This window comes from Vibrio gallaecicus, from assembly GCF_024347495.1.
Lineage (GTDB): Bacteria > Pseudomonadota > Gammaproteobacteria > Enterobacterales > Vibrionaceae > Vibrio > Vibrio gallaecicus.
In genome coordinates this window covers 1732156-1753357 of the sequence record NZ_AP025490.1, presented here as the reverse complement: position 1 = coordinate 1753357, position 21202 = coordinate 1732156, and the positions used below count along the sequence as shown (strand labels likewise).

Sequence of the window (21202 nt, the reverse complement as noted above, 5' to 3'; positions counted from 1 at the left end):
TAAATGTAACCATAAAGTGTTATAACTTCCTATAGCATCACTTTTATTGTGGTTATTGCAGGGTGTTTTCAGCAGATATGTTAACTGAGTCTTTATGCGGTAGGTTGCTTAATAAAAAACGCCATCAATGACTGATGGCGTTGAAAAGCTGAGTAATGAGTTAGAAGCTCGAATGTTTTATATCAAGTTCAAGCTTACGGTGATAACTGAAAGCCTGTTTCTATTGGACTTTAAAGCGACCGACAACATCTGATAGGTTGCTTGACGTAGCTCTAAGTTCGTCACTAACAGAAGTGGTTTCACTCGCATTGGAATTAAGCCTTTGAATCATCTCTTGAATCGCAGCCATGTTTCGCGTTACTTCACTTGTTACCTGGCTTTGTTGTTCTGCTGCCGTTGCCATTAGTGTATTGAGATCATTAATTTCAACAACAGATCCCGTGACGATATTAAGTGAAGACATTACTTGGTTTGTTTTTTCTGCCGTTTGCTCACAACTTGCATGGGTAGTCGCCATTTCAGAAACTACGTTATCTGTCGTTTTGTGAAGCTTCGCCAGCATCTCATTTATTTGGGAAGTACTTTGTTGAGTTCTAGCCGCTAATGCTCTTACTTCATCAGCTACTACCGCAAACCCTCTACCTTGTTCACCAGCACGAGCGGCTTCAATAGCAGCATTTAATGCCAGTAGGTTAGTTTGCTCGGCAATATCACCAATCACTTGTAAAACACTATTAATTTGTTTCGTATCTTCGTTCATCGTACTGATGGTGCCAGACATAGAAGCGACTTGATCCATAAGTGAGGAAACGCTTGATACGGCGTTCGTTACTGTATTTTTTGAATCGCTGGCGTTTGAGCTAGTGAGTTCAGTGAGTTTCGCTGCATCATTTGAACTTTCAGCAATAGAGCTAGCAGTTGCACTCATTTCTTCAATAGCGGCGATCGCTTGTTCAGTCTCGACAGTATGGCTATTGAGCGTGGCAACATTTGATTTTGACTGCTGGGAAAGCTGGCTTATGGCTGCATCTATTTGTGCAGAAGAGTCTAGCACTTCCATAAACATTGCCTGTAGTTTTTCAATAAATAGGTTAATGGATGTTGATATCTGCCCAATTTCATCTTGAGAAACAACGTTTAATCGTTGAGTTAGGTCACCATTACCTTGTGATAGATCGGCGACAACGGCTTTTAAATTCAATAGAGGTTTAAAAGCAATGCTTAGTAGCGCAATACTGATCGCGATAAAAATAAGACCGCAAACAATAAGGGCTAACGTGATCCTTTCATTTAGACTAGCGGTATTTTGCTCAATAAGAGTAGTGTCGATATAACCATTTAATTGCCATGTTTGTCCGTGGAACTCAACGGTGTGGTACACAGGGATAACTTGGTCACTAACCTTATTTGAATAAATGGTGATGTTGTTATCTGATATTAATTCTGCATAGCTTCCTTTTATCGAATACTGGCGAATTACATCTGCAAACTCTTGTAAATCCATAACGAAGAAATCGACAGAATCATCGATACGCTTGATAGATATAGTGAGGGTTGCAGTGTCACCTTTAAGAGATACGGGGCTCACAACAGTGTTGTCATTGTGTTTCTCTGCCAAATCAATAAAGGCTTGAGCATCGGCATCTTCCATATTGCCAGAATCATCAAAAGCATAGCCATTTACGATTTTTACGACCTGATTAAACCCAGAACGTTCTTTTGTTTCCGAAATATCCATCATGCTGAAGTTAAGGTTTTCAGCAAGGGCAACTTTACTTTGAAGTTCACCTGTCAGCTTTTGCTGCATTAAGTTGATATTATGGGTGATATTTTTGGTATCAGACTGGTAAATATAACCACTGATAAAGTGGTTTACACTGAAGTATGAAACAAGAATTGTGAGGGTAATGATTGAAACGATAAGAGTGATAATCTTATTTTTAAACGATAGGTTTTTCATGACACTTTACATCCTTAAAAGTGAGCAGATTCAAAATAACCATAATGTGTAATGATTTGATTTAGTACTGTGCGTAGTTATCACGCCAGTTTATAAAAGCAGGCGTAATAGTATGCCACTCTCATTGGTTTGGTTAGATAAATGTAAAATAAAGATACAAAATCGGTGATTTATTTGAAGCTAGTGCAATCAACATCACATTGCTGATTAGTTATTAATCGCATATGCACTAGCGCTTTAGTTGCTGACGACATAGGTGGTATAAAAAAAGTAAACCGTGATAAGTATACTTACCGTGATGACAGTCTTTCTCACATACTGATCTGGAATGCCTCGCGAAATTTTCGCAGAATAGTATCCGCCAACTAATGTACCCAATAGAACGGCAACTCCCGAACTCCAATCAATCGAGCCATTCAGCACAAATAATATAATAGCGGCGAAAGAAGCACAGGCGGAGACGAGTAGCTTAATTCCATTCATAACGGTTAGGTTGGTGTAGCCAGCGAGCGCTAAATAGCTCAATGTCACAATCCCTAAGCCTGCGTTGAAATAACCGCCATAAATACAAACAACTAACAGTAGTAATCCAGAAAAAAATAGCCCAGCACGAGTCGTATTCTTACTCTGACTTGTCGCGTGTTTTAAAAGCTGATTGAGTTTTCCTCCAAACGTGAAAAGTATGGTCGCAAATAAAAGCAGCCAAGGAATAGATTGTGTGAAAACAGTCTCGGGTGTGTGTAGTAGAAGGAACGCGCCTATGGCTCCACCAATAACACTTAATATGACGGTTTGTACAAGTCGAGATTTGTCGGATTTTATTTCAGCTTTAAGCGCATAAGCGCCACTGAGGTAACCTGCACAGGATGAAAATGTATTGGTCGCATTTGCTGTTATGGGAGGGACTCCCACAAACAAGAGGGCAGGAAAGGTAAGAAAACTTCCGCCTCCAGCTATTGAGTTAAGCACTCCACCAAAAACGCCAGCAGTGAATAATACGACCCAATCGAACATTTTTAACGAATCGAATAGCGTTAACGAGTCGGGAAGTGTTAACCAACCTAATTGCATTGAGATTCCTTTCTCTGTGGCAAGTATTTATTAGCATTCTGACCACACTATCATTATGGAGCGCTTCTGTTTAGTTCTGATATGCACTTTAGTGATAGTGGTTCTGTGAAGAAGAAAAAGCCCTAGCGAACAGGTTTGTTTGCTAGGGCTTTTAGGTATTTGAATTTAGCAATTAAGCTTCAACTGGTTTTGCTTTAAATCGCTGGAACAATTTCATTAGTACTGGGCTACTCAGAACCAATACTGCTAAAACGGTAAAGGTCATCGTAATAGGTCGTTCCCATAAAAAACTAAGTTCGCCATCAGCAATCATCAGTGCACGTCTCAAGTTTTCCTCCATCAGACCGCCTAATATGAAGCCTAAAAGCAGTGGTGCAAGAGGGAAGTTAGCAAGCCGTAAAGCAATAGCTGCCATTGCCACTATAAGCATGATGAACACGTCCATCGTGTTGAAAGAGACTAAATACACACCAGTAATCGAGAAGAACAAGATCATTGGAAGAAGTACAGTTCTTGGTACAGCTAATAGCTTAGAGATATATGGAATTAAAGGTAAGTTCAGAATCACTAATACTATGTTACCGAAGTACATGGAAATAATGACCGACCAAAAAACATCTGGGTGCTCAACGAATAGGCGAGGACCAGGCTGAATACCATAAGCGATTAATGCGCCTAACATAATAGCGGTGGTGCCAGACCCAGGAATACCTAAAGTTAGTAAAGGAACAAATGAACCACTTGATGCTGCGTTATTTGCCGACTCAGGCGCGACTAAGCCACGAATACTGCCTTTACCAAACTCTTTTTGTTTATCTTTTGGTGCCAAGCTTCGTTCCATGCCATAGCTTAGGAAAGCCGCAATAGTCGCACCAGCGCCTGGTAATACTCCCGTGAAGAAGCCAAGAATGGAAGAGCGAATAGAAACGGGTGCCACTTCTTTGATTTCTTCCTTCGTGACTTTCATGCTTCCTATATCTGCCATTTTTTGGCTTTCTTCGCTGCTAGTGTCTTTTTCAGGTTTCAAAATCCCCATCAGCGTTTCACCAAGCGCAAATGTTGCCATTGCTAATAATAAGAAGCTAAAGCCATCCATTAAATCAGTCAGCCCAAAGGTAAAGCGTTCTACGCCCACACCTTTGTCAATACCAACGGTTGAAAGCATCAAACCTAAAATAGTCATCATCCATGCTTTTACTACTTGTCCTGGTCCTGCGAATGCTGCAACAGCAGATAGACCAAGTAACATAAGCGCAAAGTAGTCTGAAGATTGGAAACTCAGTGACACGCTTGCTAATGCAGGAGCTGCGATCAGAAGCATAATGGCTGAAAGTGTCCCTCCAGTGAAAGAAGAATAAGCAGCGAGGGCTAAAGCTTTACCTGCCTGTCCTTTTTGAGCCATTGGGTAACCATCGAAAGCCGTCACAACAGTTGATGAACAGCCCGGTGCATTAATCAGTATCGAAGAAGTTGAGCCGCCAAATACCGCCCCATAATAAACACCAGCCATTAAGATTAAGCCCGAAGATGGGTCAAGACCATAAGTGATTGGGATCATTAACGCTATTGCAGATATAGGACCTAGACCGGGCAGCATGCCGATGAAGGTTCCTACAAAACACCCAACGATCACCATCATGATGTTCATTGGCATTATGGCGGTAGAAAGCCCTTGTAAAATTCCGTCTAACATAATGTTTCCCTACCAAAGAGTGAAAATTAAGCCAGGCTCTAAATAAATATCTAAGCCTTGAGTTAAAAGAAGATAAAAACCGATCACAAATGGGAATGAAGCACCAAATAAAATGGGTTTGCTACGCTCACCTAACAGGTAGAAGCCTGACATTAAGAATAAGCCTGTAGAAAGTACGAACCCGATGTAAGTCAGCCCTAACCCGTAAAGAGCCATAAGAGATAAGAAACCAATGAGCAGTTTCCAGTTAAATTCAGTGACAGCGCCGCTGTCTTTGTCTTCCTGACCAGTGACTAGTAGTAAAAGTGATAATGCAATTCCGGCATAGGTCAGTAAAGTCGGCAAAGTTCGAGCCGTGAACGGTTCGTATTCGTCGCCTGGAAAAAGAGGAATGAGGGTGGTTTGGTAGCCATAGCATAGGCATACAAGCAGGAATATCATTGCGCCGACGCGATCTCGACATAGCAAGTAATCCTTACTTAAAAAATTGGTTGGCGAATCCGACATATCCAACTCCGTTTGAAAGGTAAAAAAGAAATAAAAAACCGTACATAAGCGAGTTAATGAGAAAGATCGGGATCATTAACAGAAGGTAAGAAGCTTACTCATTTCAGCCATAGCCACAGGCTTACAATTATCGATATTAACAACTGTTAGGTGCAGCCAGCGATAACAAAGAGGAAAACGACTCACTAATAACAAAGGAGTTTGGGGTTGCACTCATGTACGGTGAAACTGTTTCAATCAGGGTAGGGCTGAGATTAACAGCCCTGTAAATCGGACCTTATTTTAAGAAGCCTAATTCACGCATTAAATCACCCATTTGCTGTTCTTGGTCTTCAAGGAACGCGTAGAAATCTTTATCAGCTTTGTAGTTATCGATCCAACCATTGCGGTCACGAACCACTTGCCATTCATCCGTTTGGTACATCTTATTTAGAGCTTGGTTCCACTCATCAATTTTTGCTTGGCTGGTGTTCGGTGCGGCGAAGAAGCCACGCCAGTTAGCGAAAACTGTTTCATTACCATATTCCATTAGGGTAGGAATGTTTGGTGCGGCTTCAAGTCGCTTAGGTGCCGTTACTGCCAGTACTTTTACTTGACCAGATTTAGACATTTCTAAAACCTCACCTAGACCAGTCGAAAGCAGCTGAGTTTCACCTGAAAGTAGAGCGGCCATCGCTTTGCCACCAGCATCGTATGCGATGTAGCGAACTTTTTTGGCATCAAACCCTTCGCCTTTGAATGCAGCTGCAACCACTAAATGATCCATGCTGCCACGTGCTGAACCACCAGCAATTTTTACTTTACGTGGGTTTGATTCGAACTCTTTAACTACATCTTCCCACGTGTTGTATTTAGAATCGGCAGACGCCACGATAGCGCCATAGTCAGCAATGGTTGCAGCTACAGGAGTTAGGTCTCGGAAAGATTGAGGGAATATACCAGTAAGAGATCGAACAACGATAGGTGTAGAGTTCACCATTAGCGTGTCTTCTTGACGTTTCGCCGTCTCAATAAGGTGGGCAATTGCTTTACCGCCACCACCACCAGATAAGTTTTGGAAAGAGACGTTTTCGACGATGTCAGATTTGACCAGTACATCACCAGTGCCTCGAGCCGTCATATCCCAACCACCACCAGCACCGCCGGGAATTAGGAAATGGATGTTTTCAACATCGGCAGCAAAAGAGCTAAATGAGAAGGTAGCTGCGATGATTGAAGCGGCTAGTGTAGGTTTTAGAGCCTTAAACATGATTCACGTTCCTTATGTGAGCGTATCAAATCGTTGTTTGATACTTATGCTTTTATGGTTCCTACTGAACGTTTTTAGTAAAACACTTCGTCGAGTAGATGTTCATAAAGTTAACGTGATGTTACGAGGTTGTCTTTAATGTGGTGATATTGAGAATAAAGAACATAAAGGGAATTTTGTTCATAAAGTTCACACCCTGATAGGTAACTGGTGGATGAAAGACATATAACGGAGTCGAAATAAGGCAGAGGTGTAAAGTTCAGGTGCTCAATACGTAATATTTACAAGAATGAAAATGAAAAATTTAAATGATGATCGCCGCATTTTTAAGAGAAATACACAAAATAAATGAACGGGTTTATATGACACTGTTACTATATAAAATAGGGTAAAAAATGCGGAAGGCTGAGGGAAAAGCTGCATTTTATCGAATATTGTATTGAAAGGTGTTGACGCTACGACAAAAATATAGGAATAAGTACTTATAGAATTGAGTACAGTATTGTTTAAATTCAGGGATTGAATAGGAATGACAGATCGAAAGGTTTCACTACGAGTTACCGTTGGAGGGATGTTTTTACTTGCAACGATATTGACAGCTTTAGTTGCCGTGTCTTTGCAGTATTATTTTAGTAAGAAGATGGCAACGGAACATACGCTATCAAAATTAACAATGGCTTCTGAAGAACTGAGTGATTATATGGGCTCTATTGATTCAGATGCTGCGAATACCATTCGTTTACTCTCTTCAGTAAACCGCTCTATCAGCAACCAACTAACTAAGACAGAAGTAAGAACTATCTTAGTTGAAGCCATTAAAGATAACCCACTCTTCTATAGTATTTATATTGGGTCATCAAACGATAACTTTTTCCAGATCATCAACCTAGAATCCTCTCCAAGAGTTAGGGACAAAATACAGGCAACACTGGAAGATCGTTGGGTGGTGATAGATATTCAAAACCGTCCAGAAGGTAGAATTCGAAGTACTGAATTTTATGACGCTAATTTTAACCTGCGTGACCGCACTACAGAGTCAACAAACTATCTCCCGACAACTCGTCCTTGGTATATTTCGGCGAATAAAAAAGTGGTTGAAAAAACTCAACCTTATTTATTCCAACATTTACAAATTACAGGCCAAACTTACTCTTTAGCTTTCCTTTCTAAAAACAATCAAAGTAGCCAGCACGTGATTGGTATTGATATCGTTTTGTCTTCGTTATCAAATAAAATGTCAGCAGGTGCTTTAGGGCTAGAGGCAGACAGTGAAGTTGAGTCCTACCTCTACTCTAAATCAGGTCACATAATCGCGACTAACCAAGTTTCAAAAATTAAAGACGTAATTCAGGATACAGTTAGTATTGATTTGACCTCAGCTCAGAAGAAAGAGGTTGCTGAAACTGGTGCCGTTTTGGTCTCTAATCAAAATGATTGGGGACCGATGGACTTTTCCGTATCAGGAAAGCCGCAAGGCTATGCTATTGATTTGTTGTCTATTATTGAAGACATGTCTGGTATTAACTTCGAATTTGTCAACGGCTTCTCATGGGGAGAATTGGTGAATCAATTCAAAGAAGGTGAGTTAGACGCGTTACATTCCATTCAGAAATACTCGAGCAATGGTGTAGAAGGTCTTTATACCGATCCTATCTTTGATTTACCGTTTTCTGTTGTGACGCATTCTAACTCCGTTTCTATTTCAAAATATGCGGATTTAGAAGGTAAAAAAGTGGCGGTCCTTTCGGGGTGGTCGATTATCAAACAGTTAAAGGAAGATTTTCCAAGTATTGAATTAGTGGAGTTCTCTAGTTTAGAAAAGGCGTTAGATTCGGTTGAAAAAGGGGAGTGTGATGCGGTACTTGATGTGAGACCTGTCCTAGCCTTTGCATTAGAAAGGTACTTCCACACTGATTTAAAAGTTAGTGAAAACCTTGAAGATTTGACCGGTCCTTATTCTACAAAGTTTTATATTGCCCTAAGACCTGAGCATTCTGCTTTGATCCCTATAATTAATCGTGCGATTCGTAATATATCCGCCGAACAAATGACTGTTCTAGAAAATAAATGGTTTAAGCCGGGAATTGCGAATAAAAATACCATGGTGCCTTACAGTGAATTACACAGCATGGCAGAAACCGCGACAGTAACAGGCAAAATGATTCAAATTGAACTTGATGGCAAAATTAAGCATCTTTATTTGAAAGCAATTCCTAGAGACGACAGTCACAGTGAGTACTTTGCGGTTGTCATTCCCGAGAAAGAAATTTATGCAACAGTGACAAAAAGAGTGACAACATCCATTGGTGTAACGGTTTTTCTCATGTGTTTAACGCTACCTGTAGCTTGGGTGTTTGGTGCACCAATTGTAAGGCCGATCAAGCATTTGCGAATGGAAACTGGGAAAATAAAAAAACGTGATTATGACAATGTCGAGCTTGTTGACACACGTATCAAAGAAATCTGGGAACTCTCTACTGCTATTCAAGATATGTCGGCGGAATTAAAACAGCATGAACAGACGCAAGAAGAATTTGTAGAGGCATTTATCAAGCTGATCGCTCAAGCCATCGATGACAAATCCCCATATACAGCAGGGCATTGTAATCGAGTCCCGGAGCTTGGAATGATGTTGGCGGAAGCTGCCGAGAAGTCTAATTTTGGTTCATTCAAAGACTTTAACTTTACGAATGATGAGGAAAGAAGAGAGTTCCGAATTGCGGCTTGGTTACATGATTGCGGGAAGATTACCACTCCAGAACATATTGTCGACAAAGGCACTAAATTGGAAGCTAACTATAACCGTATTCACGAGGTGAGAACGCGGTTCGAAGTACTTTGGCGTGATGCAGAAATCAAGGCATTGAAAGACTTACTTGAAGGAACTGCGAGTAAAGAGCAAATTGAATCTGATTTAAAACTGGCCCATCAACAGTTGACTCAAGATTATGAATTCATCGCAACTTCCAACGTAGGAGGCGAATTCATGAGCGATGACAAAGTCGATAAAATTAAGAAAATTGCGGAAACTACTTGGCTAAGGCATTTTGATGACAATTTAGGTTTGTCACCGATTGAAGAAATGTCACGAGGCGAATCTAAACTAGAGCTCCCGGTAGAAGAAAAATTACTTTCTGATAAGCCAGAACACATTATTCATAGAACAAGACAAGCGGATCTTGACCCAAGCTTCAATATCAAAATGGAAATGCCTGAGCATCAATATAACCAGGGTGAGGTGTACAACCTTTCGATTGCGCGAGGCACTTTAACTGCTGAAGACAGGTTTAAAATTAACGAGCACATGATCAGTACCATCAAAATGTTAGAGAACTTACCTTTTCCTAAAGAGTTAAGTCGGGTGCCTCGTTATGCTTCTACACACCACGAAACTCTCAAAGGAACTGGTTATCCACGTAAACTGACTGCTGAAGACTTATCTATACCTGAGAGAGTATTAGTCATCGCTGATATTTTTGAAGCCTTAACGGCTTCAGACAGACCTTATAAGAAAGCTAAGCCTATCAGTGTGGCTGTAGATATTATGCACAAGATGGCTTTAGATGAGCACATGGACATCGAGTTGTTCAGGTTATTTTTAATCAGCGGTACACATGTTAAATATGCTCAAATTTACTTGAAACCAGAACAAAATGACCATGTCGATATAGAAAAGTATTTGGCATAAAGTCATTGATGAAAGATTTAGAGCATGGATGCTCTGATCATTTAAATAATTCTTATGACATTATTGTCATCGATGGATTTATTATATACAGTATATAGTTCTGAAATACTCAGATGCGATGATAACAATATAAAAATGGATGTCAGACTATATGGATAAAGTCTACAGGGATAATAAAAAGTTTTCTATTCGGCTTACTGTCGGCGGGATGTTTATTCTTGCGACAATCATTACTGCAATGCTGGCTATCTCATTGCAGTATTACTTCAATAATAAATTGGCTACAGAAAATACGCTGACTAAATACTCAATAATTGCCAATAATATTAGTGATTATGTAAAAGATTCTGATGGCGAAAGCAGTTACACAACAAAATTACTTGCTTCAATATTAAAGGCGACCGACTCAGAACTAGACCGACTCACTATGAGAAATATCTTTTCTGATGTTCTTAATAATAACCCTCATATTTACAGTGTTTATGTTGGTGGGCAAGATGATAACTTTTATCAGCTTATTAACCTTGAATCTTCTCCTATTGTTCGTGAAAAAATCAATGCCTCTCCTCAAGACCGCTGGGTCGTAATCCATGTATTTAATGAAGGGACGAAACGCTTAAAGCAAACTCATTTTTTCGATGAGAGCTTCCAAGAGCGTTACATGACTTCAGTTGACAGTAATTATTTCCCCACTCAGCGACCATGGTTCAAAAGTGCATCCGATGAGGTTTACAAAACTCAGCCTTACTTATTTCAACATTTGAAAATAACGGGTCAGACCTTCTCAATTGAACTGCCTAGATATAAGCAAGTTCTCGGAGTCGATGTTTTGCTTTCTTCTATGTCCGATAGAATGAAGTCAATTCTCGCGAGCTCAGGCCCCACTATAGGCGTTGAAGCTTTTGTTTTTAGACGTAACGGAGAAGTCATAGCAACTAACCTTGCCCCTGATTATTCCAATAAGATGCCAGCAGGTAAAACTCTGGTGTTGAGTGATGAACAAAAAGCATTAGTTAATGGTGCGCGCTCTTTAAAAGTATCCAACCAAAATGCTTGGGGTCCTATGGACTATGCTATATCGGGAGAGCCAAGAGGCTATGCAGTAGACTTGCTCAATGAATTATCTAAATCAACTGGTTTACAATTTGAGTTCATCAATGGTTTTACTTGGAGCGAGTTACTTCAGCAGTACACCGATGGTTCGTTAGATGTATTACATTCCTTACAAAACAATAATCAAGGCTATGCGGTAGGGGATTTTAGTGATCCTATTTATCATTTACCTTTTGCGCTTGCGACCAAAAAGTCTTTTGGTGAAATCAATTCATTGAATCAGCTTAGTGACAAGAAGCTTGGGATTCTCACTGGTTGGTCAATCGTACCTAAATTTCGTGACCTATATCCTGATATTGAATTGGTAGAGTTCTCGACAATAAATGAGGTCATCGATGCTTTAAGAGCTGATGAAATCAGTGCTTTCATTGATACTTCTGCCATTTTGCAATCTGCTGTTAAGCAATACTTCTTGGCTGATGTGACGGTAAATCAAGGTGTTGCTGAATTAGATAACAACTTCCCAACCGCTTACCACATTTTGATGAAATCTCAGGATAAAGAGATTGTCGATATCATCAATTTAGCGATTGCGAACATTACCCCAGAGCAACGACAATATTTAGATGACAAGTGGTTAAATTTAAAAAATAAGAAAGCGAAAGAAGACATGAGACGAGTTCCATACTTGGAACTATATGAGTTGGCACATTCTGAATCTACTCATGGTCAACTTCTTAAGCGAACTGTGTCTGGTGTGGACAAATACATCTACATTACTCCAACAAGAGATCATGTGAATGGTGAATATTTCGCAGTATTAATTGCAGAAAGCGTTGTACTTGCTCAGGTCATGGATAAAGTGACGAAATCAGTGCTGATTACTGGTGCTTTCTTGTTGTGCTTATTACCTCTTGCATGGCGTTTCGGCTCACCAATTGTCGACCCAATCAAAGACCTAATCGATCAAACTCAGCTGATTAAAGATCGCCAATACGATGAGGTGAAACAATCAGATACACGTATTTCTGAAATTTGGGAATTGTCGGCCGCGATTGTGGAAATGTCGAAAGAAATCAAACGGCATGAAGAAGCACAAGAAGCGTTTGTAGAAGCATTCATTAAACTTATTGCACAAGCTATCGATGACAAATCGGCATACACTGCTGGGCACTGTAATCGAGTTCCAGAACTCGGGTTAATGTTGGCCGATGCTGCAGAAAAATGTGACACCGGTATTTTTGAATCTTTTCAGTTTGAAAATGATGACGAACGCCGAGAATTCCGAATTGCAGCTTGGCTACATGACTGTGGAAAGATCACTACACCAGAGCATATTGTTGATAAAGGAAGCAAATTAGAAGCTAACTATAACCGCATTCACGAAGTGAGAACTCGTTTTGAAGTACTTTGGCGAGATGCGGAAATTACTGCACTTAAGAAAAAATTGGAAGGTGTTGAGTCAACTGAAGTGATTGAAGTTGATTTAGCGGCTAAACAATTGCAGTTGAAAGAAGATTTTGAATTCATAGCTACATCAAATGTTGGTGGTGAATTCATGAGTAATGACAAAGTTGTTCGAATTCAAGAGATTGCTCAAATCACGTGGATGAGAAACTTTGATGATGCACTTGGTCTATCACCAATTGAAGAACTTAATAAAGTGACTCACTCTTCTTTGCCTGCAGTAGAACCTCTGCTTTCTGATAAGCCTGAGCATATTGTTAAGCGAGATCGACCACTGGAGTTCGATCCTAAGCATGGTATAAAAATGGATGTACCGGAACATCTATACAATATGGGAGAGGTGTATAACTTGAGTATCGCTCGTGGCACATTGACTCCAGAAGATCGTTTTAAAATTAATGAGCATATGCTCAGTACCATAAAGATGCTTGAGAACCTGCCTTTCCCGAAAGAATTAAGCCGTGTACCGCGTTATGCATCAACACACCACGAAACCTTAAAAGGGACGGGATATCCAAGGAAATTAACCGCTGAAGATCTTTCTATTCCTGAACGTATCTTGGTAATTTCTGACATATTTGAAGCGTTAACTGCCGCTGACAGGCCGTATAAGAAAGCTAAACCTATCAGTATCGCGGTTGATATCATGTATAAAATGGCGTTGGATGAACATTTAGATATGGAGCTTTTCCGCTTGTTTTTATCTAGTGGTACTCATGTTCGATATGCACAGGAATACTTGAAGCCAGAACAAATTGATTTTGTTGATATTAATAAATACTTCGCACCCTTAGCTAAAGCAGGCTGACCCATAGCATATGTTAGGAATGGTTTGGTTTTAAAGCGCACCTGATCGTGCGCTTTTTTATTACTTGTTAGTTTCGGAACAGGAACTAATCAGCAAAGGAAAGCACTTAAACCGCAATATTGTTCAATAAATTAAACTCACCCTTGGTTAAAGTGAGTGTAGGAATTTAGGAGTATTTATGGAACAAATTATGGTTGCGATGTCAGTATTTGCAATTGTTGGTGCTATTTCGCCAGGGCCAGTGAACTTGGTCGCGACAAGTACAGCTGCGAATTATGGGTTTATGAAAGCGTTAATGTACGTAACAGGAGCCAGTATTGCGTACAGTGCAGTGGTATTTATCTCTGGACATTTACTGAGTTCATTAGCCAACTTAATCCCAAACTTAGCGCAAACCATGCAAATCATCGGTAGCTTATTTTTACTCTACCTAGCTAAGCAAATTGCTACAGCTCCTTTCCAAAGTGTTAGCGAAGCAGAACAAAGAAAAGCACCAAGTTTACTGCATGGCGTTGTAATGCAGTGCATTAATCCCAAAGCTTGGTTAGTTGCTATGTCTGGAATTAGCTTATATGTTGTAGGTTACGACTCAGTGGAGCTTCAGCTGGTCATTTTTACGGGAATTTCTTTAGTAGCTTGTTTTATTGGAGTGTCTTCATGGGCGGCTATTGGTCATGTTATTCGTCAATTTTTACAGTCAGAAAAAAGACAAAAACGATTTAATCAAACCATGGCAATGCTCTTAGTTGTATCAATTTCGAGTATTTGGGTTTAAAGGTGGGCAGGGAATGGCAAAAGATAACTCAGTTGCGTTTAAACAAAGCTCGTTATTACCACAAATTGAAATTCGCGTAGCGAGCGATTCAAATGCTTGCTATGAAGCGCATTCACATGATGAATTTTCGTTCGGAATCATCAATAGCGGGAAAGCCTTTTATACCAACCGTGGAAGCAAGCATAATATTGGTGTGAATGATGTTGTGACAATAAACCCTGCTGATGTTCATTCATGTAACCCAGAGCAAGGTAATTGGTCTTATTCCATGCTGTTTGTTGATAGTCTTTGGATGGGAAAAGTGCAGCAACAAATCCTTGATAGCTCGAGTTACGACTATTTTGCTTTTGAAAATGACTTTGAAAAGCGAACTGACCTTCAGAAACAATTTCAAGCTTTGTACCAAAGCTTAATCAGTGGTGAAAGTGTACTTGAGGCAGAGTACCAGTTATTTGAATTTATAAGTAAAGGCTTTACGCTTTCAAATAAACCTCAAGAGAGCAAAGTATTCACTGCGCCTCATCTTTCGAGAGTAAAAGAAAAGCTTATAGATAACCTCGATTCAAATATGTCTTTGACTGAATTATCCCAAGAAATCGGCGTTAGTCAGTATCATCTTATTCGAAGCTTTAAGCAGTATTACGGCTTGTCTCCACATGCGTATTTACTGGATGAGCGAATCAAGCGCGCCAAAGAGATGCTTAAAACAGGTCAAACAATTGTCGACACTTCAAATCAATTAGGATTTTCAGACCAGGCGCATTTCCAACGTAACTTTAAGAAGCGAACCGCCGTTACACCTAGGTTGTATCAGTCATTCTTTAGTTAATCCTGATTTTAACCCCTTTCATACCCCCTGTAGCACTCTACTACCTTAGTCTAAATTGTCGACAATTTTCTTGATTGTCGACACTTTTATCGTCTATTTTATATTTAGAGAAACAAATTGTAGACAATGTGAGTATCTAAATCGCTCACAATGAATGACTAAGTATAAGGTGCTCACAATGAACAGTACGCTTTCGATAAATAATGAAACGAATAATCGTACGTCTGATAAATCTAAGTCTGAATCTCAAAATACAAAATCGGAAAGCCTTACCGAGTACTTAATTGAAGCGATTGTTGAAGGCTCGATTGCTCCAGGCAGTAAAATATCAGAACCTGAGTTAGCCAAGCGTTTTGAAGTTAGTCGTGGTCCTTTACGTGAAGCCATCATGAGAGTGGAAGGCTTGGGACTGATAGAACGAATCCCTCATGTTGGAGCTCGGGTAATCACCTTCTCCCCAGAGAAACTAATGGAGCTTTATGCCGTCCGTGAGGCACTGGAAGGCATGGCCGCTCGTTTAGCGGCTCGACATATCACTCAGGATGAATTGCTTGCTCTTGAAGGTCTATTGTCAACACACTCGAAGCACATTGATGAAGTTGAAGGTTCTTCTTACTTCCATCAACACGGCGATTTTGATTTTCATTATCGCATCATCAAAGCTAGCCGTAATACCCAACTTATTTCCCTATTGTGTAATGAGCTATACCACCTTCTTAGAATGTACCGTTATCAGGTACCACGATCTCAATCTCGACCAGAACAAGCCCTCGACGAACATAAGTACATCCTTCAAGCGATAAAAAATGGTGATGAGGAGTTAGCAGAAATGCTAATGAGAAGGCATATCTCAGGAAGCCGAACACTGATAGAACAGCAAATGAGTACCACGTCAGGGTAGTACGACTAAGTTTGTTAAGCGCTGTTAGGAATTTACAGAAAAGAACGCATGGATAAAAAAGAATACACGGATAAGTATTATTAACAGGAGAACCAATGATGAGTTTAAGTCCCGGGGCTAAGTTTCGACGAGCAGTTGAAGACAATAACCCACTACAAGTTGTCGGCACTATTAACCCATATTGCGCGATGATGGCGAAAAATTTAGGTCATCAAGCCATTTACCTTTCTGGAGGGGGGATTGCGAATGCATCCTATGGGCTTCCAGATTTAGGGATCACAACCTTGAATGATGTGCTGGTGGATGTCGAAAGAATCACTAATGCCTGTGATCTTCCACTGCTCGTGGACATTGATACGGGTTTCGGTGGGGCATTTAATATCGCTCGAACTATTAAAGCGATGGAAAAAGCAGGTGCAGCAGCTGTTCACATGGAAGATCAAGTTGCCCAAAAGCGATGTGGTCACCGACCGAATAAGGCAATTGTCAGCCAACAAGAAATGGTGGATCGAGTAAAAGCTGCCGCAGATGCTCGCATTAACCCTGAATTTGTTTTGATGGCAAGAACTGATGCCCTAGCAGTAGAGGGTATTGATAGTGCGATTGAACGAGCAATAGCTTGCGTAGAAGCAGGGGCAGACATGATTTTCCCTGAGGCGATGAATACTCTAGACCAATATGTTCAATTCTCAACGTCACTGGAATCCGCAACAGGTAAACACATTCCAATTTTGGCGAATATTACTGAATTTGGACAAACGCCATTATTTAATACTCAAGAGCTAGCAGCTTCAAAAGTGGACATGGTGTTGTACCCGCTTAGTGCTTTTAGAGCCATGAATAAAGCAGCTGAAATGGTTTATGCCCACTTGCTTGAGCAAGGTAATCAAGAGGCATTATTAGGTGATATGCAAACTCGGAAAGAGCTGTATCAGCACCTTAATTATCATGATTATGAAGATAAACTCGATCAACTGTTTAAAAATGATTAAACAACTAAGTATTTAAGAAACAGCTAAGTAAAAAAAGAAATTAAAACGTAAAGAAAATACAAATTAACCTAATCCAATAACGTGAAAATTAGTGTGATGTATTTACTCTCGCTGAATCAAAGTGTTCGTTGAATCACTTGCACCTGCGACAAAGTAATCGCTCCAAAGAGGGCGCACTCACTAAGATAGAAAAGGAGTTCACAATGCCTAGTTCTTCTAATAAGAATCAAGCTATAGGTGGCGCAGGTCTTAGAGGTCAAAGCGCTGGAACCACATCATTATGCACTGTCGGTCAAACGGGGACTGGTCTTACTTATCGAGGCTACGACATTTCAGACTTAGCCGATAATGCCGAGTTTGAAGAAGTCGCTCACTTGTTACTAAGGGGGCATTTGCCGAACCAAAACGAGTTGGATCAATATAAAACACAACTCATTGGTTTACGCGGTTTACCAGCAGAGCTCAAACAAGCTTTAGAGCTGATACCTGCTAGTGCTCATCCAATGGATGTGATGAGAACAGGGTGTTCCGTTTTAGGAAACTTAGAACAAGAGCATGATTTTACTCAGCAGCTGAATTCGACAGAACGAATGCTTGCTATATTTCCTGCAATCATTTGCTATTGGTATCGCTTTAGTCACGATGGAGTGCGTATTGACACAGAAGATCATAGCGAAGCGTGTCTTGGTGGTTACTTTTTAAAAATGCTGACAGGTCAGTCTCCTACAGAATTACATAAAAATGTCATGCATTGTTCGCTGATTCTTTATGCTGAACATGAGTTTAATGCGTCTACATTTGCAGCCCGAGTGTGCGCGTCTACTTTGTCCGATCTTCATTCATGTATTACTGGCGCAATTGGTACATTGCGCGGTCCATTGCATGGAGGTGCAAATGAAGCCGCTATGGATATGATTCAAGATTGGCAAACACCTGATGAAGCTGAAGCCAATATTCTCAACATGTTAGAGAATAAAGATAAGATCATGGGTTTTGGTCATGCCATTTATCGAGAAAGCGATCCTCGAAATGCTTTAATCAAACGTTGGTCAAAAGAACTGTCTGAAAGTGTCGGTGACAGCCACTTATACGCAGTTTCTGAACGTGTTGAGTCCGTTATGAAGCGAGAGAAAGGTCTGTTTTGTAATGCGGACTTTTTCCATGCATCCGCATACCACTTTATGAACATCCCAACCAAACTGTTTACGCCCATTTTTGTGATGAGCCGGCTAACTGGCTGGGCTGCGCACGTGTTTGAGCAACGTGAAAATAATCGAATTATTCGACCTAGTGCCGACTATGACGGACCTGAACATCAAGATTGGTTACCAATAGAACAACGACAGTAACCAGCTGAATGGAACATGTTGTGATTGTGCAATTAGGCAATCGATCATTTAGGTTAGATTCATGGATGGAATGATGAGTAATTCAAAAACAAACTCTCCGGTATTAAATTATCAATACCGGAAAATACTAAAGGGTACTCAGCACGAGTATTTCGATGCTCGTGCCGCAGTCAATGAAATAGAAGCGGGCGCGTACGAAAAGCTTCCCTATACCTCACGGGTTTTAGCTGAAAACCTAGTACGTCGCTGTGAGCCTGAATCATTAGTGGCTTCACTTGGGCAGCTTATTGAACGTAAGCAAGATCTCGACTTTCCTTGGTATCCTGCTCGCGTAGTGTGTCACGACATTTTAGGTCAAACAGCACTGGTTGATCTGGCTGGTCTTCGTGATGCGATTGCAGAACAAGGTGGTGACCCTGCAAAGGTGAACCCAGTAGTTGAAACTCAACTAATTGTTGATCACTCGTTAGCCGTTGAACATGCTGGTTTTGAGCAAGATGCGTTTGAAAAAAACCGAGCGATAGAAGAAAGACGAAATGAAGATCGTTTTCATTTCATTGAATGGTGCAAAACGGCATTTGAAAATGTCAGTGTTATTCCAGCGGGCAACGGAATTATGCACCAAATCAATCTAGAGAAAATGTCACCAGTTGTTCAAGTTAAAAGTGGCATCGCATTTCCAGATACCTGTGTAGGGACAGATAGCCATACTCCTCATGTCGACTCTTTGGGTGTTATTGCTATTGGTGTTGGAGGCTTGGAAGCGGAAACTGTGATGTTAGGGCGCCCGTCAATGATGCGTTTACCTGATATTGTTGGCGTTAAACTGGTTGGGAAGCGTCAAGCGGGTATCACAGCAACTGATATTGTGTTGGCGATTACAGAGTTTCTTCGTAATGAGCGAGTGGTATCTGCTTATCTAGAGTTCTTTGGTGAAGGAACAAAAGAGTTAACCATTGGCGATCGTGCCACTATTTCAAATATGACACCTGAATACGGCGCGACGGCAGGCATGTTCTATATTGATGAGCAAACCATTAACTATTTGAAACTGACGGGGCGAGAGCCTGAACAAGTTGAATTAGTTGAGACTTACGCAAAACAAACGGGTCTCTGGGCTAGTGATTTAGAAACTGCAGAATATGAACGAGTACTTGAATTTGATTTATCAGCAGTGACAAGAACGCTGGCTGGTCCTTCTAACCCTCATCGACGATTGCCGACATCAGAACTGGTTGAACAAGGTATTGCTGGAAAGTGTTTGAATACCACTCGTTTAGAACCCCAATCAGCACTGAGTGTGGATGCTAATTCAAAATCACATCTAGGTGGACCACAGCTAGGAGAACCACAGGACGAAGCTCTACCTGATGGTGCGGTGATCATTGCGGCAATTACCTCGTGTACCAATACTAGTAACCCAAGAAATGTCGTTGCGGCAGCATTACTTGCAAAAAAAGCCAATCAACTTGGATTGGTTCGTAAACCTTGGGTGAAAACCTCTTTTGCTCCGGGCTCTAAGGTGGCGAAGTTATATCTTGAAGATGCCAATCTTCTCTCTGAATTAGAACAACTCGGTTTTGGTATTGTGGCGTATGCCTGCACGACTTGTAATGGTATGAGTGGGGCTCTTGACCCTAACATTCAACAAGAGATTATCGAACGAGATCTTTATTCAACCGCCGTACTTTCAGGGAACCGAAACTTTGATGGTCGAATTCATCCTTACGCAAAACAAGCCTTCTTAGCCTCACCGCCTTTAGTGGTTGCTTATGCGCTTGCGGGCTCTATACGCTTTGATATTGAACGTGGTTCTTTGGGAATAGATACCAACGGTAAAGATATTTATCTGAGTGACTTATGGCCAAGTGATGAAGAGATTGATGCGGTGGTGAACCAGCATGTGAAACCTGAACAGTTTAAGCAGATCTATGTTCAGATGTTTAAGCAGGATAACCAACAAGCTAACTCTAATCCTCTTTATGACTGGCGAAAAATGAGTACCTACATTCGTCGTCCACCTTATTGGGAATCTGCTTTATCAGGCAAACCCGAGCTATTAGGTAAACTCGAGAAAGAAATAAAACACAATGCTGCTAATGAGAGTAAGACCATATTGTCGGGAATGCGCCCACTAGCGCTTCTTGGAGACAACATCACCACAGACCATTTATCACCTTCGAATGCGATCTTAGCAAGCAGCGCTGCGGGAGAATACTTAGCCAAAATGGGGTTACCAGAAGAAGACTTTAACTCGTACGCCACTCACCGTGGTGATCACTTAACCGCTCAGCGCGCCACTTTTGCAAACCCGAAACTATTCAATGAAATGGTCAAAGAACAAGGAGAAGTGGTTCAAGGCTCTTTTGCACGAATTGAACCTGAAAGTAAAGTGACTCGTATGTGGGAAGCCATTGAAACGTATATGGATAGAAAGCAGCCGCTGATCATTGTTGCGGGTGCAGACTATGGGCAAGGGTCCTCAAGAGATTGGGCAGCCAAAGGGGTTCGATTAGCTGGTGTAGAGTCGATTGTGGCTGAAGGGTTTGAAAGGATCCATCGTACCAATTTAGTTGGAATGGGCGTAATGCCGTTGCAATTTAAAGAAGGCATTAATCGCCATACACTTGAGTTGGATGGTACAGAGTTTTATGACGTAATCGGTGAAATTGAGCCAAGAGGGGATTTAGTTTTAGTCATTACCAGAAAAAATGGTGAGAAGATCGACCTCCCTGTTACATGCCGATTGGATACGGCTGATGAAGTTTTGGTTTATAACGCAGGTGGTGTTCTACAACGCTTTGCCCAAGATTTTTTAGCCCAATAAGGAGCGATAAATGATTAAATTTACAGCTCAAAC

General features: G+C 40.8%; 13 protein-coding genes. 8 read left to right on the top strand and 5 right to left on the bottom strand.

All coding sequences use genetic code 11. From position 1 onward, the window contains the following. Window positions 1-220: 220 nt before the first annotated feature. From OCU78_RS07555 to OCU78_RS07535, 5 genes are all read right to left on the bottom strand, one after another. Entirely contained in the window at window positions 221-1960 is a 1740-nt protein-coding gene (locus OCU78_RS07555) for a methyl-accepting chemotaxis protein (RefSeq protein ID WP_137373159.1), read from the bottom strand. 237 nt (window positions 1961-2197) lie between these two features. Then, complete coding sequence (locus OCU78_RS07550) at window positions 2198-3031, bottom strand: sulfite exporter TauE/SafE family protein (RefSeq protein ID WP_373367622.1); 834 nt, start codon at window positions 3029-3031, stop codon at window positions 2198-2200. Between the two features lie 172 nt (window positions 3032-3203). Continuing rightward, on the bottom strand, window positions 3204-4724 hold the full coding sequence (locus OCU78_RS07545) for a tripartite tricarboxylate transporter permease (RefSeq protein ID WP_137373160.1): 1521 nt from the start codon (window positions 4722-4724) through the stop codon (window positions 3204-3206). Between the two features lie 9 nt (window positions 4725-4733). After that, a complete protein-coding gene (locus tag OCU78_RS07540) occupies window positions 4734-5231 on the bottom strand; it encodes a tripartite tricarboxylate transporter TctB family protein (protein ID WP_137373161.1) in 498 nt (165 codons plus the stop codon). 277 nt (window positions 5232-5508) lie between these two features. Continuing rightward, the gene (locus OCU78_RS07535; protein WP_137373162.1) at window positions 5509-6480 is read right to left on the bottom strand and encodes a tripartite tricarboxylate transporter substrate binding protein; all 972 of its coding nucleotides are present in this window, start codon (window positions 6478-6480) and stop codon (window positions 5509-5511) included. A 529-nt stretch (window positions 6481-7009) separates the two neighbouring features. Between OCU78_RS07535 and OCU78_RS07530 the strand changes: the two genes are divergently transcribed. The 8 genes from OCU78_RS07530 (at window position 7010) to acnD (ending at window position 21169) form a co-directional block, all read left to right on the top strand. Beyond that, entirely contained in the window at window positions 7010-10168 is a 3159-nt protein-coding gene (locus OCU78_RS07530) for an HD domain-containing phosphohydrolase (protein ID WP_137373163.1), read from the top strand. A 151-nt stretch (window positions 10169-10319) separates the two neighbouring features. Continuing rightward, on the top strand, window positions 10320-13496 hold the full coding sequence (locus OCU78_RS07525; RefSeq protein ID WP_137373164.1) for an HD domain-containing phosphohydrolase: 3177 nt from the start codon (window positions 10320-10322) through the stop codon (window positions 13494-13496). 178 nt (window positions 13497-13674) lie between these two features. Next, complete coding sequence (locus OCU78_RS07520; protein ID WP_137373165.1) at window positions 13675-14271, top strand: LysE family translocator; 597 nt, start codon at window positions 13675-13677, stop codon at window positions 14269-14271. 13 nt (window positions 14272-14284) lie between these two features. Beyond that, window positions 14285-15100, top strand: a complete 816-nt coding sequence (locus tag OCU78_RS07515) for an AraC family transcriptional regulator (RefSeq protein WP_137373166.1) — start codon at window positions 14285-14287, stop codon at window positions 15098-15100. A 178-nt stretch (window positions 15101-15278) separates the two neighbouring features. Beyond that, entirely contained in the window at window positions 15279-16001 is a 723-nt protein-coding gene (locus OCU78_RS07510; RefSeq protein WP_137373167.1) for a GntR family transcriptional regulator, read from the top strand. A 98-nt stretch (window positions 16002-16099) separates the two neighbouring features. Then, on the top strand, window positions 16100-16993 hold the full coding sequence (gene prpB / locus OCU78_RS07505; RefSeq protein ID WP_137373302.1) for a methylisocitrate lyase: 894 nt from the start codon (window positions 16100-16102) through the stop codon (window positions 16991-16993). A gap of 203 nt (window positions 16994-17196) precedes the next feature. Then, a complete protein-coding gene (gene prpC / locus OCU78_RS07500) occupies window positions 17197-18342 on the top strand; it encodes a bifunctional 2-methylcitrate synthase/citrate synthase (RefSeq protein WP_137373168.1) in 1146 nt (381 codons plus the stop codon). 61 nt (window positions 18343-18403) lie between these two features. After that, on the top strand, window positions 18404-21169 hold the full coding sequence (gene acnD / locus OCU78_RS07495) for a Fe/S-dependent 2-methylisocitrate dehydratase AcnD (RefSeq protein ID WP_390200170.1): 2766 nt from the start codon (window positions 18404-18406) through the stop codon (window positions 21167-21169). Window positions 21170-21202 lie beyond the last annotated feature (33 nt).